Consider the following 26,611-nt stretch of genomic DNA (forward strand, 5'->3'; position numbering starts at 1 on the left):
ATTAATTTGACTACAGGGATTACTCTATTAAGGTGAAGATTCATGTGCTCGTCCCTGACGGCACACACTGTTACTTCATCGTAGATGAGTCAGTACGCCATGGAAGCAGGCATTCCCAGTTCATCCCCCCTCGTTGCCACCGTTATCGACCGACGGCTGACCGTATTGCTGTTCATTCTGCCGGTCGGCCTGCTGTTGCTGGCAGCACTGGTCATCAATCATGGCCAGTTGATCTATACGCTGGACGATCCCTACATTCATATCGACCTGGCCCGGCAGATCTTCAGTGGTCATTACGGAATTAACCCGGACGAGTTCTCCGCGCCATCATCCAGTGTGCTGTGGCCCTTGCTATTGGCGCCCTTCACGCCACTGGGCAACGTGCAGCTCTGGGTGCCTTTACTCCTTAACCTGCTGTTCTCCTGGCTGACATTCTCGTTGCTCAGCCAACGTCTGCAGGAACTGGGCTTCGTCCATCGACTGATTATCCTTGGCGGCTGGCTTCTGGCTACCAACTTCTACGGCCTGATCTTCAATGGCATGGAACACTGCCTGCAGGTCTATCTGGTCGTGGTGATTGCCTGTGGCGTGCTGCGCAAGGAATACGAACAACTCGAAGTCAGCAGCCACGGCCTGTATGCGGCGCTGCTGATACTGCCTCTGGTGCGCTACGAAGGCATGGCCGTTTCACTGCCAGTGCTGCTGTACCTGTTCTATCGCGGTGAATACCTGCGGTCGCTGCGCTGTGGCGCACTGCTGATCGGGCTTGTGGGAGCGTTCTCGCTGTTTCTGGCACACCTTGGTCTGGGTTACCTGCCCTCCTCGGTCATTGCCAAGTCGGACACCACGGGAATCGCCTCGATCCTGCGTAACCTGATCAGCCAGTTCGACAAATACGGCTGGGTGATCCTCACACTGCTGGTCACCTGCGCTCTGCTGTCGCGGCGCAAGCCTTTGGCCTTACTGCTGCTGACAGTCACGGGCCTGCACCTGCTGTTCGGCAAGTTCGGCTGGTTCGGCCGCTACGAGATCTATTGGCTGAGCTTTCTCGGCGTGTTCTTCCTCCACTTGGGTCTGCGTCATCTATCGGTGCGCAGCGTCGCCCTGATCTTCGGCCTGTTGCCTGTAGCCTTCGTCCAGTTGGTCTACACCACCCTGGCTACGCCTCTGGCGTCGGCGGCGATCTACAACCAGCAATACCCGATGGCTCAGGTCGCGCACCGGCTGGACGCCCCGGTCGCGGTCAACGACCTTGGCTTGGTGGCACTGAACAACCGCCATTACGTGCTCGATCTGTGGGGCCTGGGCAGCCTGGAAGCGTTGAGGCTGCGTAAAACGGAACAGGGTCCGGGCTGGATCGAGGCGCTGATGACACGCAAGGGCGTGCATTACGCGATGGTCTATGAAGAGTGGTTCCCGCAGCGACCGGCCAACTGGATCAAGGTCGGGGAACTGAAGATGAGCACACCGAAGATCGCTGCAGCCGGTGACACCGTAGCGTTCTATGCCACCGATCAGACCTCGGCGGGCATACTCAAGAGCGTGATGCAGGCGTATGAGCGGGAGGTACCGCGGGCTCGCTTTCATTTCGAATACACAGACCCTCCTGTGGGACCGGCTTCAGCCGGGAATACGCCTTCCCGGCTGAAGCCGGTCCCACAGGGAGATCGCGGATATTAAAAACAAGGCCCACAAAAAAGCCCCGCTCCTCAACAAGGAACGGGGCCCGGGTCTTTCTGCTTCAGGTTACGGTGCGTACGTCAGCAACAACTCTTTGGTTACCTGAAAGTCCACCGACATCATCACGCTCAGGGCAGTGATGGTGAAGATGGAAAACACGAACAGCTTGCGTGCCCAGACGGTGTCATCGACAGCCTTGTAGCCTTTCCAGGCCATGTACAACCAGTACATGCCCATGCCTGCCGCAACGGCCAGGTAGTTAAGGCCGGCATAGCCGCCGAAGGTCAACATCAGTGTGGCAATTAGGAACGCCAGGATGTAGATCAGGATATGACGCTTGGCCACCGGGATGCCGCGTTCAACCGGAAGAACCGGAATCTTGGCAGCCAGGTAGTCATTGAAGCGGAAGATCGCGATGGCGTAGGAATGCGGCATCTGCCACAGACTGAACATCACCAGCAGGGTCAGCGCCGCGAGGTCGAAGTGATTGCTCACCGCGACATAGCCGATTACCGGAGGCATGGCCCCCGACAGGCTGCCGACGAGGGTGCCGTGCACGGATTTGCGCTTCAGCCACAGGCTGTACAAGCCCACGTAGATGACAAAACCGATCACCGCAAACAACGCCGCCAGGGGCGTTGCGTAGGTGTACAGCAGGCCGACGCCGCCAAGGCCGAGCACCGTGGCATAGAGCAGGGCCAGTTTCACTGAAACCAGGCCCTGAACCAGAACACGATTACGCGTGCGCTCCATCTTCACGTCGATGTCGCGGTCGATGCAGTTGTTGAAAACACAACCGGACGCCACAACCAGAGAAGTGCCTATGACTGCCGCCAGGAACACGACGAAGTCGATATGCCCTTTGGAAGCCAGAAAAAAGCCACCCGCCACCGAAAGCACGTTACCGAAAATGATCCCCGGTTTGGTGATTTGGATAAAGTGCTTCAGGGACATGCGGTTTTCCTCAGTGCGCCATCATTTCGGTGTGGATGCTGAACATGATCCACAGCGACAGACCGACCAGCAGGACAATCACCAGCGCGGCAAAAGCCAGCGCCGTGACATTGTTACGCTGAGCTGCCGAGCGGTCCAGGTGCAGGAAGTAAACCAGGTGGACCATAACCTGAACCACTGCGAAGATCAGCACGATCCACAGGGTCGCAGCCTTGGACAGCGACGGGTACATCACCAGGCCGAAAGGAATGGCGGTCAGGATAATCGACAGTACGAAGCCGATTACGTACGACTTGACGCTGCCGTGGCTGGCGTCGTCGTGATGAGCGTCATGGTTCGCCATTTACAAGGTCCCCATCAGATAAACAACGGTGAATACACAGATCCAGACCACGTCCAGGAAGTGCCAGAACAGGCTCAGGCAGCTCAGACGCGTGGTGTTGGTTGGGGTCAGGCCGTTTTTCCAGACCTGATACATCATGACTGCCATCCAGATCAGACCGCTGGTCACGTGCAGACCGTGGGTACCGATCAGGGTGAAGAAGCCCGACAGGAAGCCGCTGCGCTGAGGACCAAAGCCTTCGGAGATCAGCTTGTGGAACTCGTTGACCTCCATGACGATGAAGCCCAGGCCGAACAGGAAGGTGATGAACAACCAACCCAGCACCTGGCTCTTCTTGCCTTTGAACAACGCCAGCATGGCGAAGCCGTAGGTGATACTACTCAACAGCAGGAACGCTGTTTCGCCCAGTACATACGGCAGTTCGAAGATGTCATGACCCGACGGGCCGCCGGCGAAGTTATTCGCCAGCACCGCGTAAGTTGCGAAGATCGACGCGAACAACACGCAGTCGGTCATCAGGTAGAGCCAGAAACCGAATACGGTCATTGGACCACTGTCGTGGTGCTCATCGTGATCATGGTCATGATCGTGACCGTGGGCGTCAGCATTCATTACTAAGTTCGACATGTTTTACACCTGCCCCAGCGAGGATTTGACAGGAGTGATTGCGCCAACCGACGCCAGCACTTTCTGTTGCTCACCTTCAATACGCGCCACTTCGGAAGCAGGAACCATGTAGCCCTGGTCATCACGTGCAGCATGAATTACGAAGTAGACAAGGGTACCGACCAGGCTTACGCCAGCCAGCCACCAGATGTGCCAGATCATGGCAAAACCGAAGACGGTGATCAGCGCGCCCATCACCAGGCCAGTGGCGGTGTTGTGCGGCATGTGGATCGGCTTGTACTGGGCTGGAACCTTGTACGCCTCGCCAGCACGCTTGATTGCGGTGAAAGCGTCGATATCGGTAGCTTTCGGCAATTCAGCGAAGTTGTAGAACGGCGGTGGCGACGAAGTGGACCATTCCAGGGTGTGGCCATTCCATGGGTCACCGGTCAGGTCACGGTTCTGCTCGCGGTCACGGATACTGACGTACAGCTGGATCAGCTGGCAGGCAATACCACAGGCGATCAGCAACGCACCGAAGAAGGCAACGTGCAGGTACGGGGTCCACAGTGGGTTGTCAGTCATGTTCAGGCGACGGGTCATGCCCATGAAGCCCAGAGCGTAGAGCGGCATGAACGCGACGAAGAAGCCGACGAACCAGAAACCGAACGCAGCCTTGCCCCAGCCTTCGTGCAGCTTGAAGCCGAACGCTTTCGGGAACCAGAACGCGAAGCCAGCGATGTAACCGAAGACCGCACCGCCGATGATGACGTTGTGGAAGTGAGCGATTACGAACAGGCTGTTGTGCAGAACGAAGTCAGCACCCGGGATAGCCAGCAGTACGCCGGTCATACCACCGATGGAGAAGGTGATCATGAAGCCCAGGGTCCAGAACACTGGCGCGGTGAAGCGCAGGCGACCGTGGTAGATGGTGAACAGCCAGTTGAACAGCTTCACACCCGTCGGGATCGCAATCAGCATCGTCGCCAGACCGAAGAAGGCGTTGACGTTGGCACCCGAACCCATGGTGAAGAAGTGGTGCAGCCAGACCATGAAGCCCAGGACAGTGATGACACCACTGGCCACGACCATGGAGGTATGACCGAACAGGCGCTTGCCGGTGAACGTCGAGATGACTTCAGAGAAGACACCGAACGCAGGCAGTACCAGGATGTAAACCTCAGGGTGACCCCAGGCCCAGAACAGGTTCACGTACATCATTGGGTTACCGCCCAATTCATTCGTGAAGATGTGGAAGCCCAGATAACGGTCAAGGGTCAGCAGAACCATGGTTGCAGCCAGGATCGGGAACGAAGCCACGATCAGGACGTTTGCCCAGGTGCAGGTCCAGGTGAAGATCGGCATGTCCATCATTTTCATGCCAGGGGTACGCATTTTCAGCACGGTGGCCAGGAAGTTGACCCCCGTCAGCGTTGTCCCGATACCGGATATCTGTAGAGCCCAGATGTAGTAGTCGACACCCACGCCAGGGCTATAGGCCAGACCCGACAGCGGCGGATAGGCAACCCAGCCGGTACGGGCGAATTCGCCAACGCCCAGGGACAGGTTGATCAGCACGACGCCGGAAACCAGCAGCCAGAAGCTCAACGAGTTGAGGAACGGGAATGCCACGTCACGGGCACCGATCTGCAGCGGCAGAACGATGTTCATCAGGCCGGTGAAGAAAGGCATCGCCATGAAGATGATCATGATCACACCGTGAGCGGTGAAGATCTGGTCATAGTGTTCAGGCGGCAGGTAGCCTTCGTTACCGTTGGTAGCCACGGCGAGCTGGGCACGCATCATGATGGCGTCGGCAAAACCGCGCAGCAGCATGACCATGGCAACGACGATGTACATCACGCCGATTTTCTTGTGGTCGACGGACGTCAGCCACTCGGACCAGAGGTAATTCCACTTCTTGAAATAGGTGATGGCAGCAACCAGCGATATGCCGAGAAGCGCGACCACCGATAGCGTGATCATGACGATCGGTACGTGAAACGGTACCGCGTCGAGCGTTAATTTACCAAACATCGTTTACTCCTCTGCCCCAGCAGCTGAATGCTTACCCATGTCCATCCCTTCCATCCCGGCGACTTCTTTGCCTTCGTGGTGCGGCGTGCCCCGTTTCATGCCTTCGTACTTATCGACGATGATCTTGAACAGGTCTGGCGTGTACGAAGAATAGAGCTCGACAGGATTGCGTTCGCTTGGTTTGGCCAGTGCGGCGTATTCAGCCGTTTCAAGCCGTTTTGGTGATTTCTTGACATCAGCGACCCAGGCGTCGAAATCAGCCTGGGAAGTGGCGGTGGCCGTGAACTTCATGCCGGTGAAACCTTCGCCGCTGTAGTTGGCGGAGATACCGTCGAATTCACCCTTCTCGTTGGCGATCAGGTGCAGTTTGGTCTGCATGCCCGCCATCGCGTAGATCTGGCCGCCCAGCGCCGGGATGAAGAACGAGTTCATCACCGAGTCGGAAGTGATCTGGAAGTTGACCGGAGTGTTGGCCGGGAAGACGATCTTGTTGACCGTGGCGATCCCTTGTTCCGGGTAGATGAACAGCCATTTCCAGTCCAGCGAGACAACCTGGATGGTAACCGGCTTGACGTCGGACTCAAGCGGACGATAAGGGTCCAGTGCGTGGGTCGACTTGTAGGTGATGATGCCCAGGAAGATCAGCAGGATCAGTGGCACGCCCCAGACCGCAACTTCGATCTTGGTGGAGTGCGACCAGTCAGGCAGGTAAGTGGCCTTGGTGTTGGATGCGCGATATTTCCACGCGAACGCGATAGTCATCAGGATGACCGGAACGACCACGACCAGCATCAGCAAAGTTGCCGTGATGATCAGATCCTTTTCGGCCATACCGACCTGCCCTTTCGGTTCAAGCAGGGTCATCCCGCAACCACTAAGCAAAAGCATGCTGAAAAGGGCCAAGAAGCCAAACAATCTGGGGTACCTTTTTTTACTCATCTCACAACCTCTAAAGCAGCTCGCGCAGTGCAGTTGGGTTTCGACCGCCAACACTTCACCCTGCCGTGTTGGCATGTTTTTTTGAATTGAACAGGGGCCTGCCGACACACACTCGGGCGTTACGACAAATCCGGTTATTGCGATGATTTCTTATTCGATTGGTGGGCAACGAGCCTGTCTGAGGGGCCAATTCCATTTGGCGCAGACATCGAAAATATCCGCTGAAGCCGCTGTCTACCGGGGGTTGCGGGCGTATGCAGAAACGCCTGAAACCTCGAAAATTGCTGATCGCCAAGCCAGGCTGGCCGATAAGTGCTGGCGATTGTAGATACGTAAGATTTTGTTGACTATGCCTTATTTTGCAACAGTAATTTACAGGATTGGCAACAATAAGAAAATAATCTTGGTTCAACCCTTGAAAAAAACCCGCTTTTTTTAACGTGCAGCGGGTTTTTTTCGCAGTTAAAGCCCTTGCAAGCCGCGTGGTTTTAGACGATTGCGAATAACCCCCAGCGGAACCAGCACAGCGGTCAGAACGAATGCGACCAGCGCCCACTGCGCCAAGGATAGACCGAGAATCGGCGGATAGGGAGTCGTGCAGAAACCACTCACCTGAAACACCATCGGCAGCAGGTTGGCCAGGGGCAGACCATCGACGATCGGTTGCAGCACATCGATGCCACAGCTTTCGCTCGGATGGGCAAGAATCCAGGCATGGTTGCCCGCCGCCGCGATACCGCCCAAAGCACTGAGTACGACCAAAGTTTCAAACAGCGTGACGCTGCGGCTGCCCGGCATGGCGGCGCCGATGAACGCGAAGATGGCGATGAGCAGCAAGGCGTAGCGCTGCAGGATGCAAAGCGGGCACGGCGCTTCAGCCAGCACCACCTGCATGTACAACGCGCCGCCGATCAGGGCCAGGCAGATCAGCCCCAGCAGGACCAGAAAGCGTTTCTCGCGTTTTAGGTACAACGTGTTGTTGCTCATTCCCATACCTTCCGAAGGTTTCCCGTTGAGGGTGACGGCAGACGCACCCGGCGCCCGACAGCCGGTCATGATCAGGCGCACCTGCCGACAACTCAAGGACGAAACCGCCATACGGATACATTTGGTCGCTCGATGGCATGCCGCCCGCCGCGAGGGGAACTGTCCCGGCACAAACACCGTCTCAGTTCGCCTGCGCCTGCCAATCGCCGGGCAGCCGAAAACCACACCCTTCTATATATATGGAAGGATGCGGCCATTTGTCGCACACACCTCTTCTATATATAGAAGGGATGCGGCCATTTGTCGCAGCGGATCATTCCAGCGCGGATGCCGGACCGAAGAACTCGTAACGGCTTTGCGCCTCGGGCACGCCGGCCGCCTTGAGCTGACGCTTGACTGCTGCCATGAAGCCTTTCGGCCCGAGGAAGTACGCATCCAGGTCGCGATCCTCAGGCAACCACCGCTCCAGTTGCGCCTGATCAAGCAGGCCGATGGCATGGGCGGCCCGGCTGACCCCGTCCTCTTCGCCATACAGATAAAAACGCTTGAGCCGGGGATGCTCGGCGGCCAGGGCATCGATCCAGTCGCGGAACGCATGCACTTGGCCGTTACGCGCACAATGAATGAAATGCACCGGACGCTGCGACTGCAGGGCGTGGCTCAGCATCGCCAGGGTCGGCGTGATGCCCACGCCGCCGCTGATCAATACCAGCGGCTTGTCGCTATGGGTCAGGGTGAACTCCCCTGACGGCGGGAACAGCTGCAGGCTGTCGCCGACCTGAACCCGGTCATGCAAGTAGTTCGACGCCTTGCCCAATGGCTCGCGCTTGACGCTGATGCGGTACTGGCTGCCGTTCGCCGCCGCCGACAGCGAATAATTGCGACGCATCTCGACGCCGTCGATCATCAACTGCAAACCGATGTACTGCCCTGGGGCGAAATCCAGAATCGCGCCGCCGTCGGCCGGAGCCAGGTAGAAGGAGACGATCTCGGCGCTTTCCTGCACCTTGTTGACCAGCTTGAATTCACGCACGCCGCGCCAGCCACCCGGAGCCTCGGCCTTGGCGGTGTAAACCTCAGCCTCGGCGCCAATCAGGATATCGGCCAGTTGCTGATAGGCATTGCCCCAGGCAGCGATCACTTCAGGCGTGGCAATGTCCGCGCCCAGCACCTCGACAATCGCCTGCAACAGGCAGGTGCCGACAATCGGGTAATGCTCGGGAAGAATCTGCAGGGCGACGTGTTTGTTGATGATCTTGGCCAGCAGGTCGCCCAGTTGCTCCAGCTCATCGATGTGCCGGGCGTACATCAGCAGGCCGTTGGCCAGTGCTCGAGGCTGGGCACCGCTGGACTGGTGCGCGGGGTTGAACAGCGGCCGCACTTGCGGATACTCGCTGAGCATTTTCTGGTAGAAGTGGGTGGTCAGCGCCTCGCCACCGCTTTCCAGCAGGGGTACAGTGGCTTTGACGATGGCACGGTCGTCGGCATTGAGCATGGGGTATCTCCTGCATCAGGTTATTTACAATCAACCTGTATTTATCAGGAACCATGCCAGTTATTTTTTTGTTTAGAATCATATAGTTAAAATAACAGAGTCGAAATGACACAGGTGTGCAAGGTGTTATTTCGACTACAAAGAGTCTTTTTGACTAGCAAGCCAAAAATTCTGTATGCAGTTGTTTTTTCCGTTCGTCAGATGAAAAATCTAAAGCCTGCCCCCACTGAGTCGATAACCCGTTATCGAAAGCTGTTTGCACTTGCCTGATGCAATGCAGCACCTCCTGCCAGAAGGTTTCTATGTCCTCCAAGAACGCTCGAGCAGATTCACTCTCGCTGCTGCTGTTCACATTGCGCAGCGGCAAGCTGATGGCCATCAACCTGCTCAAGGTCAGCGAGATCATTCCCTGCCCGCCCTTGACCCACCTGCCGGAATCCCACCCCCACGTCAAAGGTGTCGCCACCCTGCGCGGCGCCTCGCTGTCGGTTATTGACCTGAGCCGGGCGATTGGCGAGCGACCATTGGCCGACCCGGACGGCGGCTGCCTGATCGTCACTGACGTCAGCCGCTCGAAACAGGGCCTGCACGTACAGGCGGTGAGCAAGATCGTGCATTGCCTGACCACCGATATTCGTCCGCCGCCCTTTGGTGCCGGGGGTAATAAGTCCTATATCACTGGGGTAACCCAGGTTGACGGCACGCTGGTGCAGGTCCTGGATATCGAAAAGGTCATCCACTTCATCGCGCCGCCGAACGTTGAAGTCCTGGAAGAAGAACTGACCATGGAGGAAGCCGACCTGCTGGGCGCCGCGCGTATCCTCGTGGTCGATGACAGCCAGGTCGCCCTGCAACAATCCCTGCACACCTTGCGCGCCTTGGGCATCGAAGCCCATACCGCACGCAGTGCCAAGGAAGCCATCGATGTACTGCTGGAATTGCAGGGCACGGCGCGGCAAATCAACGTAATCGTTTCCGATATCGAGATGTCGGAAATGGACGGCTACGCCCTGACCCGCACCTTGCGCGAAACCCCGGACTTCCAGGAGCTGTACATCCTGCTGCACACCTCTCTGGACAGCGCCATGAACAGCGAAAAAGCCCAGGCTGCGGGGGCCAACGCAGTGCTGACCAAATTCTCCTCGCCTGAACTGACCAAATGCTTGATCGCAGCTGCCAGAGACGTGAGCGCGAGGGGCATTTAAGCCCTCGCGACACTTCAGCCGAGCACTATTGGCTGATGCGTCGTGAGTGCTTGCCCGCCATTGCGCCAGTCTGGCCAAAACACCTGAAACTGGTCGACTTCAATCATGAAATTGCGGCCAACGTCCATGAACTGCTGATATTGACCGACCCAGGCGTCGGCGATTTCGCCAGTTGGCTGCAGGCGCTCGAACGCGATCCAGAATATGACGTCAATCTGTGCATCATCGTCGCCGATCATGACGGCATCGTCGGCGTGGCGCAATGCTGGACCAGTGCTTTCATCCGTCACTTGGGCGTCCATCCCCGAGCCCGGCGCCAAGGCATCGGCCGCCTGCTGCTGCAACAGGCTCTGGCCACTTTCGCCCGCCGCAGCGAAGGCTGGCTGGACCTCAAGGTGATGGAAAACAACCTGCCCGCCCGCCATCTCTATGAACAGGCAGGCATGCGTTACATCAGCCGCTCGGCGCTGGTCCGCAACTGATCTGGCATAATCACCGGCCGACTTCATGTCACCGGAGAACGCCCATGAAAGCATCCACCGTGCTGCTGATCACCCTGGCCGCCATCACCACCCACGCCAATGCCTCTACCAGCGAAGCCTGGAATACGATGGACAAGGCCATGATCGACAGCTGTCTCAAGGCCAGCCAACTGAAAAACACCAAACCCGCAGGCAGCCCCGCGATGTTCGACGACAGCGTCGGCTACACCGCACTGCTGCTCAAGGGCCGCTACCCGCAACCGCACATGAAAAACCTGGCGGGCACCGAGCTGTGTCTGTATCAGCGCCAGAGCAAGAAAGCGACCGTGACCGAGTGGGATAAAGTCACGACGCTGCCGAAGAAATAACACCAATTTGAGACCTTGCAGGAGCTGCCGGAGGCTGCGAACCCAACGCCGCAGGACCGGCTTTAGCTGGGAGGGCGCCCTCGCGGCTAAAGCCGCTCCTACTGACGACGCATAACAGGTCCATGGCGCATAACTTGCTTGAACACTCGCCTTAGTCAGGGTATTGGCGCATTCATGAACACTCGATTTTCCTGCGTAGGCTGCGGCAGCTGCTGCACCGACCACCATGTCCCCCTGACCCTGGGCGAAGCCCGGCAATGGGCCGAGGACGGTGGCAATGTGATCGTGCTCACCGAAGCCTTTCTCGACAATGGCTACGGCCTGCCCGTCGAACAGACGACCCACGCCACGCGGCGCTCAATCATGGTCAACAGCGGCCAGACCCGAGCTCATGTGGCCATTACATTTGCCGCCTACAACGTCGGTCCTTGCCGGAATCTTGACGAAGAAAAGCTCTGTCGCATCTACGAACGCCGCCCGTTGGTGTGCCGTATCTACCCCATGGAAATCAATCCGCATATTCCCCTGCGCCCGGAAAACAAAGGCTGCCCGCCTGAGTCCTGGGACCAGGGCCCGGACCTGATCGTCGGCGACAAGCTGGTAGACATGCAGCTCATGGAACTGATCGAACAGTCGCGCCAGGCTGATCGCGATGATATCGCCGCCAAAGAGTCGATCTGCCAGTTGCTGGGGATCAACACCACCGCCCTCAAAGGCAACGGTTTTGTCGCCTATCTGCCGGAAATGGCCGCCTTTGCCTCGGCGCTTGCCCAGGTGGTCGATGACACTCAGGCCAGCAGCATCACTGCGGACTGGACCTTCCATGTCGCCGGCGACAGCGTCCAGCAGACCCTGCAACACGCCGGCGCGAGCCTTGCCTGGGAAGCGCCAACCCGCTACCTGTTCATTCCCCTGCAAGCCGGTTGAGCCGCGCACTTGAAGAGTGTCGCCATCGTTATTTTCCCCGGCGTCCAGGCTCTGGACGTCGCCGGGCCACTGGATGTGTTCGCCGAGGCCAATCGCTTTGTTGCCGAAGGCAGCGGCTACCATATCGTCACCCTGAGCAGCACGCCCTACCCCGTCAACGCCTCCAACGGCATGCCCCTTGGCGCGCATTTCGATCTCGATAGCGCTGCGGCACAATTCGATATCGTACTAGTGCCCGGCGGCCCGGAACTGCCCTACAGCCCGCCCGACCCAAATCTTACTGTGTGGCTGCACAAAGCGACGGCACTGGCCGGGCGCTATGGCTCGATCTGCACCGGCGCATTCATCCTCGGCCATGCCGGGCTGCTCGATGGCAGGCAGGCCACCACCCATTGGAGTCATGCCGGGGAACTGGCCGAGCAGTTTCCCAAGGCACTGGTCGAGCCGGACCGGATCTACGTGCGCGATGGATCGCTGATGACATCAGCAGGTGTCACAGCCGGGATCGATATGGCCCTGGCACTGGTGACGGAGGATCACGGCGCGGCGATTGCGCTGAAGGTGGCGAAGCGTCTGTTGGTGGTGGCCCAGCGCCAGGGCGGCCAGTCGCAATTCAGCCCCTACCTCAACGCCCCCAGCGACGACACTTCACCGGTAGCGAAAATTCAGCGCTATGTGCTGGAGCATATTGCCGAGGCGTTTTCCGTCGAACGTCTGGCCGAGGTCGTGGCCATGAGCCCGCGCACCTTTGCCCGCGTCTTTGCCCGGGAGGCTGGGGTGACACCGGCTGAATTCGTCCTGCGCGCCCGCATCGATGCGGCACGCAGCCTGCTGGAAGGCAGTGAAATGGCGATCAAGGCCGTGGCCTGGCATTGCGGATTCGGCAGTGCCAGCCGCATGCGGGTGATTTTCAGCCAGCGTCTGGGCGTGACGCCAACTCAGTACCGAGAGCGCTTTCAGCAGGGTTAGCGCTTGCCCATGGACCGACGAGTCCCCGACGGAGCGGCACCGGGGCGGCTGTCGTGGTTGGACTTGTTGGACTTCTGATACCAGGGCTGCTTGTCCTTGGACTGAGCAAAGTCAGCAGGCTTGAACGGGAAGGCAAAGGCCGGGACAGGCGCCTTGGCATCCGTGGTGGTGGATGCATCGACCGTGTCGGCAGCGGTTTCTGGAGCCGGGGTGTGTTCGGGGGTGGTCATGAAAAGCTCCGGGTTGCGCGTATTCGGTCGATGGGAAGAAACAGCCGCGCAGCATACCTGAATCTATTACCTCGTAGGAGCGAGGCTTGCCCGCGAAGGCGATTTTTCAGCTGGAAAACGTGCTGAATGTACCGGCCTTTTCGCGGGCAAGCCTCGCTCCCACAGGTCCTGCGCCAGACGTCAGAAATCGGGCAAATGCCTTACTTGTAAAACAAATCCACCATCACCTGCGCCTCGAACGGCCCGGCGTTGGGCCGCGGGTTTTGCCAGACCAGTTCGGCAGTGAAGTCGATGCTGCTCTGCTGCGTCTCACCCAACAGATCGGCCAGATGGAAAGGTTCGTTGTAGCGCAATGGCGTGCCCCTGCGCGCATCCACCAGGCGAATGCCCAAACCATTATTGGCCGAAGGAATCAGCAGATCATTGCGGACAAACCCGGTCACGGGCTTGAAGCGCGCATTGAGGCTGAACGGCGAATCGCAGCTGCGGCTGGTCACCAGAGAAAATGGACGACTATCGATCACATTGCCCACCACCACTTTCTGAATGCCGATATTGCCGAACTCGACGGTTTCTGGCAGCACTTGCAACTCGGCATCGCAGGCGACGAAACGCAGACCGCGCAGACTGGCGATCTGATAGCTGAGGCTCTGCCCCGGCAGTGGGTTCAAGGTCTGACCATCAAGCTGAAACAGGCGGTAATCCAACAGATCGCTGGCAACGCCAGACGGCGGCGTCGCGCCGAACTTCTGGATAAAGACCGAAAACGGCAGGGAAAATCTGACTTTTGGGCAAGCGCCGATATTCGTATCCCCCTCATGACAGACCGGCAGAAATTGCCCGGTGCTGATCCGCCCGGCGCTCTGCACGTAATCAATGCCATTGAACGCCAGCCCGGCCCGGATACCCTGGCCGATGGGCAGACTCTCCGGATTCAGGTAGATAAAGATTTCTTCGCGCAGGCCCTGCTGGCCGTCCTTGGCGCATTCGACCTGAACATTGAAGCGCTCGGAACGCCAGACCACATCACCCTGGGGCACCGTCGCCGGAATGGCCACGGTGCTGCTCAACTCGCTGCGCAACAGGGTTTCGCCAGTCTGGGTCTTGCAGACCAAGGCGAAACAGGTGGCCGGACTAAACAATAAGATCAGAAAAAGAAAGCGCGTCCATCGACGGGGAAAAACCGGGGTCATGATCAGCATTGCTCCTTGTTGTGCTGAAGGGTTTGAAAACTGTCCTGTGGCATCGGTTGTGCCGTGACGACCGCCGACCGGGCCAGGCGAACGCAGTAGCCAAGCTGGCCGCCGTAGTCGTTCAGCGCCTGAAACGACAGCGTTGCGGCGACCTCGGCATCGGGCAGCGGCCAGTCATGCCCGGCGCCGGGCGCCAGCAGCAGGTAGTCGCGCAGTTGCACGCCGTCGATACGGATATCCTGCAAAGTGGCGTGGAAGGGCGTGGGATTACGCAGTTGCAGCACGCCATCGGTGTCCTGCTGCCATTGCAGCGCCTGGGGCGCCAGGGCCGGGTCGCCGGGCAAATCCTTTGGCCGGTAGAACACATTGATGCGCTGGCGCAGAGCGATATTCAGCTGCTGCGCACCCTCGGCACGCCGGGGAATTTCCAGGGCGTATAGGTGCAGCAGGGATTCCCGCTCCGTGGGCATGCCCTGCCCCTGATACAACAGGCGCAGCTGTTCACGCCCGCGGGCGGGCAGGCGCAGCAGGTGCGGCGTGACGACAAAGGGCAAGGCGGCATCAGGGGAGTCATCGCCCTGGCGGCCATCCGTAAGCCAGACCTGCAGCAGCACCTCGCGATCATCTCGATTGCGCGCCTCAATGCTGGCCTCAACGAAACGTCCGTCGAACACCAGACGCGTACCGGACAGCGACACCGCCCCCTGAGCTGCCGTCAGCCAGGCCCAGAAGGCGATAAGTGCCGCACTTCGCCGTACGCGGATCATTGGCACACCACGCGCAGGCGCTCGTAGGCCCGCGCCGGATCTCGCGGCGGCAGGCTAAAGGGTGCCCGGCAGCGTTGATCGGACCAACGCACCGACAATTCACCCTGCTCCTGCTCACTGAGCACCAGGGCGCGACTGGCAGGATCGACCACCGCCAGCAACTTGCCATTGGCGTCTTCGACACTGGCGCCCATGGGCAGCCTGCTGCCGTCGGCCCTGACCAGCTCGAACTGCACGCGACGACCAAGCGCAGCCTTGAAGTGCACGACCGGCACAGCGCCACGGCGCGGCACCACCTGAGTAATGGCAGTATCCAGATCGACGTCGGCCCCCAGGCTGCGGGTGTCAAGGCTGACCCAGTTGGCGCGATAGGGCTGCGCATAAGGCATCACCGCGTAGCCATTGCCGGAGGTCTGCACATTATTGAAATTGCCCAGGCGAGCTCCAGCGACATCCGGCACTTCGACCAACGCGAAGGTTTCACCCAACGGCTGCCCGGCATTGAGGCCGCCACGGTGAGCGACCAACGAGCCAGCCGCGCCAACACTGACCGCATGGAAGTCACGACCCTGGCTGTAACCGGCATTGAAGCGACCGAATGCCGTGGCGGTATCGAGCTTGCCTGCGCCCGAACTGCCGGAGTAGCTGTCGTGCCCGGCCTGCATGCTATAGAAGGTATCGCGGTCCTCCAGCACCTGACCGCTGAGCCCGGCCTGAGTGATGTAGTCGCCCCGGCTGTCACGCACGCCATTGAACCAGGCCCGCGATGAGCCCGGATTGCTGCCCAGCGGCATGCTCAGGGTCACGGCCAGCTGATTGTCGGTTTGCCGGTCGCCATTACCTACGGACTGCTGATTGCGCTCCAGCGAGACGCTGTAGCTCAACGAACGCCAGGCGGCGTTGTACGACACATAAAACTGCCGGGTCTTGCCCGACAGATTCCAGTAACGCTGCTCCGAGGCGGTCAGGCTGACAAAGCCCAGTTGCTCGGGCAGGGCCTGGGAAACACTCATTTCCAGGCGATCCTTGGCCAGTCCCGTGAACAGTCGGCCGCCTGCGCGGGCAGCTTCCTCGACATGGTCATTCAGAGTCCGGTAATGCTCGGTGGAATAGCGATAACCGGCGACCGCCAACGTGGTGTTGGTCAGGTCCAGGGTATTGGCGTAACGCAGTCGAAGGCTTTCACCGACGCGATCCTGTCCACGGGCTTTACTGATCGATTGGGTCAGGTCGGCCGAGACCGCACCCAGACCGGTATTGACCCCCATGCCAACGTTGCCCGCCTGATAATCCTCGGCGACCTGCAACCCGCCATAACCGGTAAGACGCTCGCTCAGGCCGTACACCAGCGTGGCACTGAGAAAATTCGGCGACGCCTGATCGGTGCCGTAATTATCGACCTGCCCCGCCGCCACGCCATAACGCAGCGCGCCCGCAGGCAGCATGATCGGCAACGACGCGTAAGCCTGAGTAAAGGAACGGCGCCGACCGTCCGCCTCGATCACCGTGACCTCCAGATCGCCGTTGGAACCGCTGGGGTAGATATCGCTGATCTCAAACGGCCCCGGCGAGACATTGCCGCTGTACAGCAGAAAACCGTTCTGCCGGACTTCCACCAGCGCATTGGTCTCGGCGATGCCGCGAATGACCGGGGCAAACACCCGTTCGCTGTCAGGCAGCATGCCGTCATCGGAGGCAATGGCCGCCCCTTTGAAACGCACGCTGTCGAAGATTTGCGAGTCGGTGTAGGTCTCGCCCAGGGTCAGTTGACTGCGCCAGTCGGTCAGGTCGCGCTGGGCATAGGTGCGATTGCTGCGATAGCGATAGGGCTGATGATTGCCGTAGGTCAGCGAGGCCTCATTGCGCAGACGCCAGGCGCCCAGGTTCAGGCCATTGCGCAGCCCAAGATAATACTGATCGGTATCGAGCTGCGCATTGCGCCGCTGCGTACCGTTGAAGTTGTAATTGATGAAACCGGTGGTCTCGCCGCCGTCCCAGAGTTCCGGCGCTACATAGCCCCTGGCACTGCGCGCCATATAGGCCTGGGGCACGCTGATATTCAGGCGCAGGGTCGTGGGCTGGTATTCGATATGAGCAAACTGCACCTGCCCGACCAGATCGAAGCAGCCCTGATCACTGATGGCGCCGCCCTTCTCCTGCACGCGCCCCAGGTCCAGGCCGAAATCTTGCAGCATTTCCAGACTCAAACACGGCTCGACCAGAGCGGAGCCGGCTTTCTGTTTGAAGGTGATGTCACGGCGGCCGCTCAGCGCCCGATTGACGTAGACATCCACCCGGTACACACCGGGAACCACACTGTTGCCCCGGATAAACTCACTGAGGTCAGCCGGCTGATCGCTGCCCTGGATAAAAGCGGTATTGAATTTCACCGTCGGCGGTTCTGCGGCCTCGACACCCATTGCCAGGCTGAAGCCGGCACAGACCATGACCAGGCCTCTGTTGTTCTTATCAAGCCATTCCATAGCAACCTTCACTAAACTCCGAAGTTCCAACGCCACGCATCACGGATGCTTTTGCGCGTGCGCGCGAAAAAGAGCCAACGCACGAAGCGGGCTCCAACAAGCACATTTGAAAAAAAGATCGATCAGGGTTGAGGCTCGACCCTGTCTGCATGAACGAGCTGATTGCCGTTCAGGTTGGTGCGGTAGCGCACATGGGCACCGAAGTCGTCGATGCTGGCAAACTCCAGCTGCAACGTCTCGCTTGACGGGCCGGACTTGAGCGGCAGCCGCAGGCTCTGGCGGGGCGCCAGCATTTGGCTGTCTTTTTTCATCAGCTCACGACTGCCCTGGCGCACGCCGATACCGATCATCGAGACGTGATAAGGACTTGGGTTTTCGACCTGCAATTCATCCTTGAGTACGCGCCACTTCAGGCCATCGGCCGCCTTGAACGGATCGCCCGAAAGGCCACGCGGCCGGAAGAACACCTTGATGCGCTGACGGATAGCAATCTGCAACGTGTTCTCGCTGGCCTCTTGGGGAATTTCCTGCACATTGAGCCAGAACACCGACTCGCGGTCCTCGGGCATGCCGCTTCCGGCATAGATAATGCGCAGCAGTTGCCGCGCATCTGCGGGCATCCGGGCCAGCCCCGGGGTTATCACGAACGGCAGGCTGGACGGATCTGCATCGGCGATGCCGGACTCCAGCCACGACTGCAAAAGGATTTCGGCGCGGCCACTGTTATGGGCCGCCAGGCTGACTTCCTTGTCCTTGGCCGGGTAAATGACCCGCGTGGTGTTGAGTACCACGCCCGCCTGGACACTGACCGCCAGCGACAAGCCCGACACAAGCAAGCAAGCCGAGCGAAAAATACTGAAAAACATGGGGGCATTCGCCTTGAATTCAGAACCCGTATTCAAAAAACGGGTTCGGAAATTGAAACCAGAGAGACGGAGCAGGCAACACCCGCTCCGTCCACGGCATTACTCGTAATCCAGCACGAACGGCATGAAGCCATCGGCATTACCGGCACGGGTGGTGGTGCCGTTGAGGACGTACACCGCACCGAAGTTCAGCTCGGCAGTGGCGCCGCCGTTACCGTCCTGGACCAGCGGCTTGTCGATGGTTTCGGTGCCACCCAGATCCATCAACGCGTTGGACGCATTGATCAGTCCGATACCCACGCCTTGCGCCGAGCCAGTGGTACGCAGCAGCTTCAGGTCGTTCTGATCCTGACCGGAACCATTGCTGGCGTTGAAGCGCATCTTCACCTGGTTGTACTGGTCAGCCCCGGCGCTGCAATTGATCAGCAACTGAATCGGCATGGCCGTTTGCAATTTGCTCTCGCTGAACGCGCCGATGTCAGAGAACGAAACGTTACCCAGATCGACATTGATATCGCCCGGATTGCTGCCTGGGCTGGTGCCGGCACCCGCACCTACGTCGCAGGAAATATTGGTCAATGTGCCGTTAAAGATCAGCTTGCCATTATTCGCGGCTGAAGCTGTCCCCATCGTACCCAGAACCATCGCGCCCACTACTGCCGCTGTAAGAGAAAGCTTCTTCATGTTCATGCTAACAACATTCCTTGTGTTATTTCGTGTGTGCCCACAATCGGACGGCGAGAACTATAGGCGCGACGAACTTCTACCGCTGTCAGGAAAATTACTTTGAGTTGAGCGTTTTAACTATTACATAGGCCGTCCCATTCTGTAGGAAAATTCTACATACGTCTGGACGCCGCACAAATAAAGACTTGCAGCAAATACCCGACTAAAAACATCAACCAAATGTTTTTTTTGCCACTTGCCATTTGCCAATCAAAACCTGCTGCGTCGCCATAAAAAAGGCCGCTCCGATTCATCGGGCGGCCATAGGCGGCGAAAGGCAGTCAAACCGGTTATTCGTAGGTCATCGTTACCACGCCAGACCGGGCTTGCGCATTGGCGTCACCCGCATACACAGGCAGCGGCCGGTAAGCCAGGGTGAAAGGCGCCTGCGGCTGGTTGCACGCGTTGTCAGCGGTATTGACCGCGATAGTGACGCCGGGAGAAACCCTGAGCACCCGCTCATTGTTCCTGGCCTGTGAGGTATTTCGCACCTCACAACCGGCCTGCGTAATATGGCCGTGAAGCTTTATAACTCCGCCAGGTGCCGCGTCGGTCAAATCAACACTTAGAGCACCCAGCATGAACACAACCAAAGCAGTTTGTTTATTTTTGTTTAATATCCGATGGTGAAACTGCTGCCACCGTGAAACTTTAGTCTTCATAGCCGTACTCCAGCGTGGTAAATCACAGAGATGAGTTAAGCTGATGGCCCCATGAATTGCCAGACACGCTAAAATTCACGTAGGAAATTTCCATTGAACGACAAACACTATGACCGTCGTACCTAACTACCGTTAATCATCCTATCGCCCACCGACTGATTTTCTTGATGGTTCGGTCAACAACTTATTTGTCTTGCTGACAATCCTGACAGGTAGCGGTCATCCTCCTGACCGGGTTGGCAGTCTATAAAGGGCAGACCTGAAACGTCCGTCTGATCCAATGACCCTCCGGCGCCTCTTCGCATGCCTAAACACACCCGCACCGTTTTTATCGCCATCGCTGTCGTGGCCATTGTCGCCGCCACCAGTTGGAGCCTGACCCGGCCCGCCACGGCCAAAGTCTCGGCGCCGGCGGCCATACCGGTGCGCACGATCAAGGTGCTGGAACAGGATGTACCGCTGTTCGTCAGCGGCCTGGGCTCGGTGCTGTCGCTGCACAGTGTGGTGGTGCGTCCACAGGTGGACGGCATCCTTACCCGGATTCAGGTCAAGGAAGGCCAGGTGGTGAAAGCGGGCGACCTGCTGGCGACCATTGATGACCGCGCCATCCGCGCCAGCCTGGAGCAGGCCAAGGCGCAACTGGCCCAGAGCCAGGCGCAGCTGGATGTCGCCCAGGTCGATCTCAAACGCTATCGCCTGCTGACCACCGATAACAGCATTTCCAAGCAGACCTTTGATCAGCAACAGGCCCTGGTTCATCAGCTCAGCGCCACCGTGCAGGGCAATCAGGCATCCATCAATGCCGCGCAGGTGCAACTGTCCTACACCCAGATCCGCTCGCCCGTGACGGGCCGGGTCGGTATTCGCAATGTTGATGAAGGCAACTTCCTGCGCGTCAGTGACAGCATCGGCCTGTTTACCGTGACCCAGATCGACCCGATCGCGGTGGAGTTCTCCCTGCCGCAGCAAATGCTGCCGACCCTGCAGGGTCTTATCGCCGCCAGCCCACCAGCGCCAGTCCGTGCGTTCCTCGGCGACGGTGACACGGGCAATCTGCTCGGCCAGGGCCACCTGAGCCTGATCGACAACCAAGTCGCGGCGACCACCGGGACCATTCGCGCCAAGGCCGAATTCGACAACCCCAAGGATCAGCTCTGGCCGGGCCAGTTGGTGACGATCAAGATCCAGACCGGGCTTGAACGCAACGCCTTGAAGGTGCCGCCGCAAGTGGTGCAGCGCGGCATCGATCAGCACTTTGCCTACCGGGTTAAGGACAACAAGGTCGAGGTGGTGCCGGTCAAGGTGGTGTATCAGGACAGCGAGCAGACCCTGATCAGCGGCCCCCATGCCGGCGATGAGTTGGTCAGCGACGGCCAGTCGCGGCTCAAGGCCGGTTCCCGGGTCGATGTGGTACGTGACGCCACCGGCGAAAACGGCCAGCTGGAGACTGCACGATGAAAGGCCAGGGCTCAATATCGGCGTGGTGCATTGATCATCCGGTAGCCACCCTGCTGCTGACCTTCGCCATGGTTCTGCTGGGGGTGATCGCCTATCCGCGCCTGCCCATCGCGCCGTTGCCGGAGGCGGAATTCCCGACCATCCAGGTCTCGGCCCAGTTGCCCGGCGCGAGCCCGGAAACCATGGCCTCGTCTGTGGCAACGCCCCTTGAGGTGCAGTTCAGCGCCGTGCCCGGCGTGACCCAGATGACGTCGAGCAGTGCATTGGGCTCGACCAACCTGACCCTGCAATTCACCCTGAACAAGAGCATCGACACCGCAGCCCAGGAGGTCCAGGCCGCGATCAACACCGCCGCCGGCCGCCTGCCCAAGGACCTGCCGACCCTGCCCACCTGGCGCAAGGTCAACCCCGCAGACAGCCCGGTGCTGATCCTCAGCGTCAGCTCGAAACTGATGCCCGGCACTGAGCTGAGCGATGTCACCGAATCGCTGCTGGCCCGGCAGTTGAGCCAGATCGACGGTGTCGGCCAGGTCGCCATTACCGGCCAGCAACGTCCGGCCATTCGCGTCCAGGCCGCTGCGGAAAAACTCGCCGCCCTGGGCCTGACCCTGGCCGATGTACGCGGCGCGTTGCAACAGACCAGCCTCAACCTGGCCAAGGGCGCGCTGTACGGCAAGGACAATCTCTCGACCCTGGCCGCCAACGACCAGTTGTTCAAGGCCAAGGACTACGAAAGCCTGATCGTCGCCTACAAGAACGGCGCCCCGGTGCAAATCAAGGACGTGGCGCGGGTCATCGACGGCGCGGAGAACGCCTACGTCAAGGCCTGGTCGGGCAATCAGGATGGCACCAGCCAGGGCGTCAATATCGTGATTTTCCGCCAGCCCGGCGCCAACATCGTCGAAACCGTGGACCGTATCCAGCGCGAATTGCCGCGCCTGCAGGAAATGCTCCCGGCTTCCGTGGACGTCTCGGTACTGGTGGACCGCACCAAGACCATCCGCGCCTCGCTGCATGAAGTGGAAATGACCCTGCTGATCGCCATCCTTCTGGTGGTCGCGGTCATGGCCCTGTTCCTGCGCCAGCTGTCGGCCACCCTGATCGTCACATCCGTGCTGCTGGTGTCCCTGGTGAACTGCTTTGCCATGATGTATGTCATGGGCTTCAGCCTGAATAACCTGACCCTGGTGGCGATTGTGGTAGCCGTGGGCTTCGTGGTCGATGACGCCATCGTCGTCGTGGAGAACATCCACCGCCACCTCGAAGCCGGTGACGGCATGCGCGAAGCGGCGATCAAGGGCGCGGGAGAGATCGGCTTTACCGTGGTCTCGATCAGCTTCTCGCTGATCGCCGCCTTCATTCCGCTGCTGTTTATGGGCGGCGTGGTCGGGCGACTGTTCAAGGAGTTTGCCCTGACGGCCACCGCGACCATCCTGATTTCGGTGGTGGTGTCCCTGACCCTGGCACCGACCCTGGCGGCGCTGTTCATGCGTCGCCCCCATCACGATGCGCACGCCAAACCCGGCTTCGGCGAGCGTCTGCTGGCGGGCTACGAACGCATTCTGCGCAAGGCCCTGGCCCATCAGCGGCTGATGATGACGATCTTCTTCCTCACCCTGGGCCTGGCCGGTGCGGGCTATGTGTTGATTCCCAAAGGCTTCTTCCCGGTCCAGGACACGGCGTTCATCCTCGGCACCACCGATGCCGCCGCCGACATTTCCTATCCGGACATGGTCGCCAAACATCAGGCCCTGGCCGCCATCGTCGGCGCCGACCCGGCGGTGCAGGCGTTCTCTCATTCGGTGGGGGTCAGCGGCAGTAACCAGACCATCGCCAGCGGGCGTTTCTGGATTGCCTTGAAGCCGCGCGGCGAGCGGGATGTCTCGGTCAGCCAGTTCATCGACCGGATCCGGCCGAAACTGGCGAAAGTCCCCGGCATCATGCTGTACCTGCGCGCAGGCCAGGACATCAACCTCAGTTCCGGCCCGAGCCGCGCCCAGTACCAGTACGTGCTCAAGAGCAATGACGGCGCGCTGCTCAACACCTGGACCCAGCACCTGACCGAAAAGCTGCGCACCAACCCGGCGTTTCGCGACCTGTCCAACGATCTGCAACTGGGCGGCAGCGTTACCCATATTGATATCGACCGCAGTGCCGCGGCACGTTTCGGCCTGACCACCACCGATGTCGACCAGACCCTCTACGACGCCTTCGGCCAGCGCCAGATCAACGAGTACCAGACCGACACCAACCAGTACAAAGTCATCCTCGAACTCGACGCCCATCAGCGCGGCAAGGCCGAGAGCCTGAACTACTTCTACCTGCGCTCGCCATTGACCGGCGAGATGGTGCCGTTGTCGGCGCTGGCCAAAGTCAGTGCGCCGAAAATGGGGCCGCTGTCTATTGCCCACGACGGCATGTTCCCGGCCGCCAACCTGTCGTTCAACCTGGCGCCCGGCGTCGCCCTCGGCGATGCGGTGCAGATGCTCAATCAGGCCAAGAACGAGATCGCCATGCCGACGGCTATTATCGGCAACTTCCAGGGCGCAGCCCAGGCGTTCCAGAGCTCACTGGCCAACCAGCCATGGCTGATCCTTGCCGCGCTGGTGGCGGTGTACATCATCCTCGGCGTGCTCTATGAGAGTTTCGTGCATCCGCTGACCATCATCTCGACCCTGCCTTCAGCGGGTATCGGCGCATTGCTGTTGCTGTGGCTGATGGGCCAGGATTTCTCGATCATGGCGCTGATCGGTGTCGTGTTGCTGATCGGCATCGTCAAGAAGAACGGCATCCTCTTGGTCGATTTCGCTCTGGATGCCCAACGCTCACGCGGGCTGAGCCCGCATGATGCGATCTTTGAAGCCTGCCTGACGCGCTTTCGGCCCATTATCATGACCACCCTGGCGGCATTGTTGGGCGCCCTGCCGCTGATGCTCGGCTACGGTGTCGGTGCCGAATTGCGCCAGCCATTGGGTATTGCGGTGGTCGGCGGCTTGCTGGTCAGCCAGGCATTGACTCTGTTTACCACCCCAGTGGTCTACCTTCAGCTTGAGCGGCTGTTCCATCGCCGTAACCCAGAGCCTTTGACCGAACCGGTCGCGGCCCTGGCCATTAATAAGTGAGTGTCGCTGTATGCGCGTGCTGATCATCGAAGATGAAGAGAAAACCGCAGACTACCTGCATCGCGGACTGACCGAGCAGGGCTACACCGTGGACCTGGCGCGCGAAGGCATAGAGGGCCTGCACCTGGCTCTGGAAAACGACTACGCGGTGATCATTCTCGACGTCATGCTCCCGGGCCTTGACGGCTACGGCGTGCTGCGCGCGCTGCGGGCCCGCAAGCAGACGCCGGTGATCATGCTCACCGCCCGGGAGAACGTCGACGACCGCATCCGCGGCCTGCGCGAAGGCGCCGATGACTACCTGGGCAAGCCCTTCTCCTTCCTTGAACTGGTCGCTCGCCTGCAAGCCCTGACCCGGCGCAGCGGCGGCCATGAACCGGTGCAGGTGAGCATCGCCGACCTGTGGATCGACCTTATCAGCCGCAAGGCCACCCGTGCCGGTACACGTCTTGACCTGACCGCCAAGGAGTTCTCCCTGCTCAGCGTACTGGCGCGGCGCCAGGGCGAAATCCTTTCGAAAACCTCGATTGCCGAGATGGTCTGGGACATCAATTTCGACAGCGATGCCAATGTCGTCGAAGTCGCGATCAAGCGTCTGCGCGCCAAGCTCGACGGGCCGTTCGAGAAGAAACTGCTGCACACCATCCGGGGCATGGGCTATGTGCTGGAAAGTCGCGATGGCGAGTAATTCCATTGCCCTGCGCCTGAGCGGCCTGTTTGCCCTGGTGGCGCTGTTGGTATTCCTGCTCATCGGCTGGGCCTTGTACCTGCAGGTCGACAAGGGCCTGGGTCGCCTGCCCGCCGCCGAGCTGGATGCGCGCTACAGCGTGCTGGAGTCGGCGGTGACCCGCTATGGCAGCCCCGAACACTGGGCCAAGATCAACGCCAAGTTGAAGCTGCTCAGCGAGGAAGACAAGCGCATTCACTTCTGGGTGGTCAGCGACAACCCGCAGTACGAGTTCGGCAACCCGGACGCCAACATCCGCCAGTTCGCCATGGGCCGCCCAGGCATGCGCGATCTGCAACTGCCGGATCGTGAATTCCCCCTGAAAGTGCTGATCAGCCAGTTCCCGGCCAAGGACCAGCGCCCGCCCCTGCGCTTTCTGATCGCCATCGACATGCAAACCTTCTGGGACACCCAGCACCGGCTGTTGATAGCCCTGATCAGTCTGGCGGCCGTGGGCATCCTGCTGGCCTCGGCGCTGGGCTACTGGGTCGCGCGCATCGGCCTCAAGCCTTTGGTCAGCCTGTCCCTGGAAGCGCAGAAGCTGGCGCCGCCGCGCTTGTCCGGGCGCCTGCAACTGTCGTCGTTGCCGCCGGAGCTGGACCAGTTCGTCACTTCGTTCAACAGCACGCTGGAACGGGTCGAACAAGCCTATTCGCGCCTGGAATCCTTCAATGCCGATGTGGCCCACGAACTGCGCTCGCCACTGACCAACCTGATCGGCCAGACCCAGGTCGCCCTGACCCGTGGGCGTTCGGCCGAGCATTATTTCGAGGTCCTGCAATCGAACCTGGAAGAGTTGGAGCGCCTGCGTTCGATCATCAACGACATGTTGTTCCTGGCCAGCGCCGATCAGGGCAGCAAGGCCACGGAGCTGACCTGCGCATCCCTGGCCGAGGAAGTGGCGACGACCCTCGACTATCTGGACTTCATTCTCGAAGACGCCCAGGTGCAGGTCGAAGTCCATGGCGATGCCAGTGCGCCAATTGAAAAGGCCCACTTGCGCCGTGCCCTGATCAACCTGCTGCACAATGCCGTGCAACACACCGGGCCAGGTCAGGTGATCCGCGTCGATATCCACGGTGACGAGCAACAGGCCAGCGTCGGCGTCGCCAACCCCGGCAGCGCCATTGCCGATGAACATCTGCCCAAGCTGTTCGAACGCTTCTATCGAGTGGACGCCTCGCGCAGCAACAGCGGCGCCAACCACGGCCTGGGCCTGGCGATTGTCAAAGCCATTGCCCTGATGCACGGCGGTAGCGTGTTTGTGCGCAGCGAAGGCGGAATCAACACCTTTGGCATCAATTTGCCCTGTTAACCGATTAAAAACGGGCTTTTACAGAGAGCACACCTATAAACGACGTCGCTTTTAGATCGCGTCGTTTAAT

24 protein-coding genes are annotated in these 26,611 nt (G+C 59.7%); 10 read left to right on the forward strand and 14 right to left on the reverse strand.

What is annotated here, in order from left to right; translation table 11 throughout:
- The first annotated feature begins 99 nt into the window (after window positions 1–99).
- Window positions 100–1,680 carry a hypothetical protein gene (locus AC1Z24_RS25435; RefSeq protein WP_483743187.1) on the forward strand — a complete coding sequence of 527 codons (1,581 nt, stop codon included), beginning with the start codon at window positions 100–102 and terminating at the stop codon, window positions 1,678–1,680.
- A gap of 66 nt (window positions 1,681–1,746) precedes the next feature.
- Here the strand turns inward: AC1Z24_RS25435 and cyoE are convergent, their stop codons facing one another.
- The 7 genes from cyoE to hmpA form a co-directional block, all read right to left on the reverse strand.
- A complete protein-coding gene (gene cyoE, locus AC1Z24_RS25440; RefSeq protein WP_259105931.1) occupies window positions 1,747–2,634 on the reverse strand; it encodes a heme o synthase in 888 nt (295 codons plus the stop codon).
- Between the two features lie 10 nt (window positions 2,635–2,644).
- Window positions 2,645–2,977, reverse strand: a complete 333-nt coding sequence (gene cyoD, locus AC1Z24_RS25445) for a cytochrome o ubiquinol oxidase subunit IV (RefSeq protein ID WP_483743188.1) — start codon at window positions 2,975–2,977, stop codon at window positions 2,645–2,647.
- Complete coding sequence (gene cyoC / locus AC1Z24_RS25450; RefSeq protein WP_259105933.1) at window positions 2,978–3,604, reverse strand: cytochrome o ubiquinol oxidase subunit III; 627 nt, start codon at window positions 3,602–3,604, stop codon at window positions 2,978–2,980. It abuts the gene before it with no gap.
- 3 nt (window positions 3,605–3,607) lie between these two features.
- The gene (cyoB, locus tag AC1Z24_RS25455) at window positions 3,608–5,620 is read right to left on the reverse strand and encodes a cytochrome o ubiquinol oxidase subunit I (RefSeq protein ID WP_483743189.1); all 2,013 of its coding nucleotides are present in this window, start codon (window positions 5,618–5,620) and stop codon (window positions 3,608–3,610) included.
- Between the two features lie 3 nt (window positions 5,621–5,623).
- Window positions 5,624–6,559, reverse strand: coding sequence for a ubiquinol oxidase subunit II (gene cyoA, locus AC1Z24_RS25460; RefSeq protein WP_259106011.1), 936 nt, complete (start codon window positions 6,557–6,559; stop codon window positions 5,624–5,626).
- A gap of 462 nt (window positions 6,560–7,021) precedes the next feature.
- A complete protein-coding gene (locus AC1Z24_RS25465; protein WP_483743190.1) occupies window positions 7,022–7,546 on the reverse strand; it encodes a disulfide bond formation protein B in 525 nt (174 codons plus the stop codon).
- A 313-nt stretch (window positions 7,547–7,859) separates the two neighbouring features.
- Window positions 7,860–9,041 (reverse strand): NO-inducible flavohemoprotein, encoded by a 1,182-nt coding sequence (gene hmpA, locus AC1Z24_RS25470; protein WP_483743191.1) that lies wholly within the window; start codon window positions 9,039–9,041, stop codon window positions 7,860–7,862.
- 302 nt (window positions 9,042–9,343) lie between these two features.
- On the opposite strand from hmpA, the gene AC1Z24_RS25475 reads away from it, so the two are divergent.
- From AC1Z24_RS25475 to AC1Z24_RS25495, 5 genes are all read left to right on the forward strand, one after another.
- Window positions 9,344–10,246, forward strand: coding sequence for a chemotaxis protein (locus tag AC1Z24_RS25475; RefSeq protein WP_259105937.1), 903 nt, complete (start codon window positions 9,344–9,346; stop codon window positions 10,244–10,246).
- On the forward strand, window positions 10,201–10,728 hold the full coding sequence (locus AC1Z24_RS25480; RefSeq protein WP_483743192.1) for a GNAT family N-acetyltransferase: 528 nt from the start codon (window positions 10,201–10,203) through the stop codon (window positions 10,726–10,728). The genes AC1Z24_RS25475 and AC1Z24_RS25480 overlap by 46 nt, the downstream gene beginning before the upstream one ends.
- Before the next feature lie 44 nt (window positions 10,729–10,772).
- Window positions 10,773–11,096 carry a hypothetical protein gene (locus AC1Z24_RS25485; protein ID WP_483743193.1) on the forward strand — a complete coding sequence of 108 codons (324 nt, stop codon included), beginning with the start codon at window positions 10,773–10,775 and terminating at the stop codon, window positions 11,094–11,096.
- A gap of 174 nt (window positions 11,097–11,270) precedes the next feature.
- On the forward strand, window positions 11,271–12,023 hold the full coding sequence (locus tag AC1Z24_RS25490; RefSeq protein WP_483743194.1) for a YkgJ family cysteine cluster protein: 753 nt from the start codon (window positions 11,271–11,273) through the stop codon (window positions 12,021–12,023).
- Between the two features lie 9 nt (window positions 12,024–12,032).
- Complete coding sequence (locus tag AC1Z24_RS25495; protein ID WP_483743195.1) at window positions 12,033–12,992, forward strand: GlxA family transcriptional regulator; 960 nt, start codon at window positions 12,033–12,035, stop codon at window positions 12,990–12,992.
- On the opposite strand, the gene AC1Z24_RS25500 is transcribed toward AC1Z24_RS25495, so the two are convergent.
- The 7 genes from AC1Z24_RS25500 to AC1Z24_RS25530 form a co-directional block, all read right to left on the reverse strand.
- Entirely contained in the window at window positions 12,989–13,222 is a 234-nt protein-coding gene (locus tag AC1Z24_RS25500) for a hypothetical protein (protein ID WP_483743196.1), read from the reverse strand. The genes AC1Z24_RS25495 and AC1Z24_RS25500 overlap by 4 nt on opposite strands.
- Window positions 13,223–13,422: 200 nt before the next feature.
- Window positions 13,423–14,415, reverse strand: coding sequence for a fimbrial protein (locus AC1Z24_RS25505; protein WP_483743197.1), 993 nt, complete (start codon window positions 14,413–14,415; stop codon window positions 13,423–13,425).
- A 2-nt stretch (window positions 14,416–14,417) separates the two neighbouring features.
- The gene (locus tag AC1Z24_RS25510; protein WP_483743198.1) at window positions 14,418–15,182 is read right to left on the reverse strand and encodes a fimbrial biogenesis chaperone; all 765 of its coding nucleotides are present in this window, start codon (window positions 15,180–15,182) and stop codon (window positions 14,418–14,420) included.
- Window positions 15,179–17,665, reverse strand: a complete 2,487-nt coding sequence (locus AC1Z24_RS25515) for a fimbria/pilus outer membrane usher protein (RefSeq protein ID WP_483743199.1) — start codon at window positions 17,663–17,665, stop codon at window positions 15,179–15,181. Before AC1Z24_RS25515 ends, AC1Z24_RS25510 begins: the two co-directional genes overlap by 4 nt.
- A gap of 122 nt (window positions 17,666–17,787) precedes the next feature.
- A complete protein-coding gene (locus AC1Z24_RS25520) occupies window positions 17,788–18,531 on the reverse strand; it encodes a fimbrial biogenesis chaperone (RefSeq protein ID WP_483743200.1) in 744 nt (247 codons plus the stop codon).
- A 99-nt stretch (window positions 18,532–18,630) separates the two neighbouring features.
- Window positions 18,631–19,215, reverse strand: coding sequence for a fimbrial protein (locus tag AC1Z24_RS25525; protein ID WP_259106013.1), 585 nt, complete (start codon window positions 19,213–19,215; stop codon window positions 18,631–18,633).
- Between the two features lie 332 nt (window positions 19,216–19,547).
- Entirely contained in the window at window positions 19,548–19,919 is a 372-nt protein-coding gene (locus tag AC1Z24_RS25530; protein WP_483743201.1) for a hypothetical protein, read from the reverse strand.
- A 303-nt stretch (window positions 19,920–20,222) separates the two neighbouring features.
- Here AC1Z24_RS25530 and AC1Z24_RS25535 point away from each other — a divergent pair, with 303 nt between their 5' ends.
- Genes AC1Z24_RS25535 through AC1Z24_RS25550 form a run of 4 tightly spaced genes read left to right on the forward strand, consistent with a single transcriptional unit; the run spans window position 20,223 to window position 26,541 of the window.
- On the forward strand, window positions 20,223–21,377 hold the full coding sequence (locus tag AC1Z24_RS25535) for an efflux RND transporter periplasmic adaptor subunit (protein ID WP_259105947.1): 1,155 nt from the start codon (window positions 20,223–20,225) through the stop codon (window positions 21,375–21,377).
- Window positions 21,374–24,499, forward strand: a complete 3,126-nt coding sequence (locus tag AC1Z24_RS25540; RefSeq protein ID WP_483743202.1) for a multidrug efflux RND transporter permease subunit — start codon at window positions 21,374–21,376, stop codon at window positions 24,497–24,499. The genes AC1Z24_RS25535 and AC1Z24_RS25540 overlap by 4 nt, the downstream gene beginning before the upstream one ends.
- Before the next feature lie 10 nt (window positions 24,500–24,509).
- Window positions 24,510–25,187: a heavy metal response regulator transcription factor gene (locus tag AC1Z24_RS25545; protein WP_483743203.1), complete on the forward strand. Its 678-nt coding sequence runs from the start codon at window positions 24,510–24,512 to the stop codon at window positions 25,185–25,187.
- Window positions 25,177–26,541: a heavy metal sensor histidine kinase gene (locus AC1Z24_RS25550; RefSeq protein ID WP_483743204.1), complete on the forward strand. Its 1,365-nt coding sequence runs from the start codon at window positions 25,177–25,179 to the stop codon at window positions 26,539–26,541. The genes AC1Z24_RS25545 and AC1Z24_RS25550 overlap by 11 nt, the downstream gene beginning before the upstream one ends.
- Window positions 26,542–26,611 lie beyond the last annotated feature (70 nt).

The sequence above is a fragment of the Pseudomonas sp. JL23 genome (assembly GCF_056933585.1).